Here is a 2,534-nt window from a genome sequence, read left to right as displayed (position 1 = left end):
GCCAGCCGGTCGATCTCGGCCTGGGCGGCGGCGGCCCGCGAGCGGGCGGCGTTGACCTGGCCGCTCAGCCGGGCCAGCCCTTCGCGCCGGTCGGCGATCGCCCGCGCGGCGTCCTTCAGGCGGCGTTCCTCGGCGGCCAGCTCGCGCTCCAGTTCGGCGCGGTGCTCGACGGTGTCCTCCAGGGCCCGCTGCGCCGCCTCCAGGGCCGCCTCCAGCTCGGCCTCCTGCTCGCGGACCCGGGCGGCCTCGCGCTCCAGGTCCTCGGGGTCACGGCCGCGCCGTTCGTCCACCGGCGCGGAGGCGGCGCTCTTCACCCGTGCCTCGGCCAGTGAGATCGTGCCGCGCACCCGCTCGGCGAGCTGGGACAGCTCGTACCAGGTCTGCTGGGCGCGCTGGAGGCGCGGGGTGAGCCGGCGCACCTCGTCCTCCAGCTGCGTCTCCTGCTGGAGCGCCCCCCGCAGCTCCCGCTCGGCGGCCTCCTTGCGTTCCTTCAGCGCGGCCTCGTCGGCGATCTCGGCCTGGAGGGCTTCGCGGAGCCGTACGAGGTCGTCGGCGAGCAGGCGCAGCCGGGCGTCGCGCAGGTCGGCCTGGATGACGGCGGCCCGCCGGGCGACTGCGGCCTGGCGGCCGAGCGGCTTCAGCTGGCGGCGCAGCTCGTCGGTGAGGTCCTGCACCCGCGCGAGGTTGGCCTGCATCGCGTCGAGCTTGCGCAGCGCCTTCTCCTTGCGCTTGCGGTGCTTGAGGACGCCGGCCGCCTCCTCGATGAAGGCGCGGCGGCCCATGGGGTCGGCGTGCAGGACGGAGTCGAGCTGGCCCTGGCCGACGATGACGTGCATCTCGCGGCCGATGCCGGAGTCGGAGAGGAGTTCCTGGATGTCGAGGAGGCGGCAGGTGTCGCCGTTGATCTGGTACTCGCTGCCGCCGTTGCGGAACATGATCCGCGTAATGGTGACCTCGGCGTACTCGATGGGCAGGGCCCCGTCGGAGTTGTCGATGGTCAGGGACACCTCGGCACGGCCCAGCGGCGGGCGGCCGGTGGTGCCGGCGAAGATGACGTCCTCCATCTTGCCGCCGCGCAGCGACTTGGCGCCCTGTTCGCCCATGACCCAGCTGAGCGCGTCCACGACGTTGGACTTGCCCGAGCCGTTCGGGCCGACGACGCAGGTGATGCCCGGCTCGAACCGAAGCGTGGTGGCTGAGGCGAACGACTTGAAGCCACGGAGGGTCAGGGCCTTGAGGTGCACGCCGCTGGACTTTACCCTCCGCGGTTTGTCCCACTGCATGAACGCGCGGTTTCGCGGGTGAACGCGCAGGGCAGACCAAACGTTAAAGACACTGAAAGGGTGCACGGGGGCAAGAAAGAAGGGACGCCGAAGCGTCCCTTGCAACTTCTGACAACAGAGCGGTTGATACGGGCAACCCAACCACTGCGTGTCGTTGTTCAATGCAGTGATCAGGTGAGCGCAGGCTCCGCCTGGTGTGCGTCGACGCGCTCCATGATCCTGTCGTCGTGAGAAGCGGCAGCCGTCAGCGCCTCGTTCTCCGCCTGGATCCGCACGAGCTCGGATTCCAGGTCCTGGACGCGCTGCTGGAGCCGTCGCATCTCGGCGAGGAGTCGAGGGTCGGAGCCACCGACGTAACCGAGAAGCGCCTTTGCCATGATGGATGGTCCTCCACAATGAGTGACCGACCGATGCGGTGTGGGTCGTGAGGGATTCGCACCCTCGGTGCTTGGCACTATGGAGTTCTTGCTGCCGTTCATCCATGCCAAACAGCTAGGTGCGCGGGGTGCTTTTAGCGTCTCACCAAAAAGTTTGACGGTCAACACGATCACGCCCCGTATTGATGGGCTACCCGGGTGCGCGCGGCTTCAGAACGGCGGCGCTGCGATTCCTGCGGGGCCTCGGGGCGTGGCGATCATCTTTCCCTGCGGAGTCCGCCACGGCAAGAGGTTCTGGCAATCACCTGCACCTTTTCCCTCCGGGCAGCTGCCGGTGGCATGTCCCGCCGCCCGGCCGGGGTCGCCGGGCGGGTCGGGATCAGCGGATCGCGAAGCCGTCGTAGCCGCCGCGAGGTGTGTCCCAGATCTCGGTGACGCCGTCCACGTGCCCGGGCGTGTCGTCACCCTGGAGCCAGTCGAGGAGGCCCTGGCAGCCCTCGCGCGGCCCCTCCGCGACCACCTGGACGCGGCCGTCGGCCAGATTGAGAGCAAAACCACTCAGGCCGCCGATCTCCAGCGCCTTGGCCCGTGTGAACCAGCGAAAACCCACACCTTGCACGTGTCCACGCACCCAGGCGACCAGCCGTACATCCTCGCTCATGGGTGCAACCTAACCAGGCAATGTCTCTTGGGACACTTCCTCCCCGAGCGCCATGCGGTACCGTCCAGCCCCAAACGCATCTCATATGAAAGCCACCCGATCGGGTGACTTTGGTCGACCGTCGGGACGAGTCGACCGCGAGAACAGCACCAGGGACGAGGAAGGCCAGTACATGGGACGCCACCGACGCTCCGCCGCCGGCCGCGCCGCCAC

The 2,534-nt window shown here is 69.0% G+C and carries 3 protein-coding genes; all 3 read right to left on the bottom strand.

The genetic code is table 11. The features are described from left to right. Nucleotides 1-1,244: chromosome segregation SMC family protein (locus CCN42_RS28610; protein ID WP_245877506.1), on the bottom strand; the 1,244-nt coding region annotated here is incomplete at its 3' end. 209 nt (nucleotides 1,245-1,453) lie between these two features. Further along, on the bottom strand, nucleotides 1,454-1,660 hold the full coding sequence (locus tag CCN42_RS28605) for a hypothetical protein (RefSeq protein WP_086739939.1): 207 nt from the start codon (nucleotides 1,658-1,660) through the stop codon (nucleotides 1,454-1,456). A gap of 379 nt (nucleotides 1,661-2,039) precedes the next feature. Next, nucleotides 2,040-2,321: an acylphosphatase gene (locus tag CCN42_RS28600; protein WP_086171460.1), complete on the bottom strand. Its 282-nt coding sequence runs from the start codon at nucleotides 2,319-2,321 to the stop codon at nucleotides 2,040-2,042. Between the last annotated feature and the right edge of the window lie 213 nt (nucleotides 2,322-2,534).

Source organism: Streptomyces glaucescens (genome assembly GCF_002154375.1).
Taxonomy (GTDB): Bacteria; Actinomycetota; Actinomycetes; order Streptomycetales; family Streptomycetaceae; genus Streptomyces; species Streptomyces glaucescens.
The sequence above is the reverse complement of the archived record's forward strand: the minus strand, read 5'-3'. Positions and strand labels throughout refer to the sequence as shown.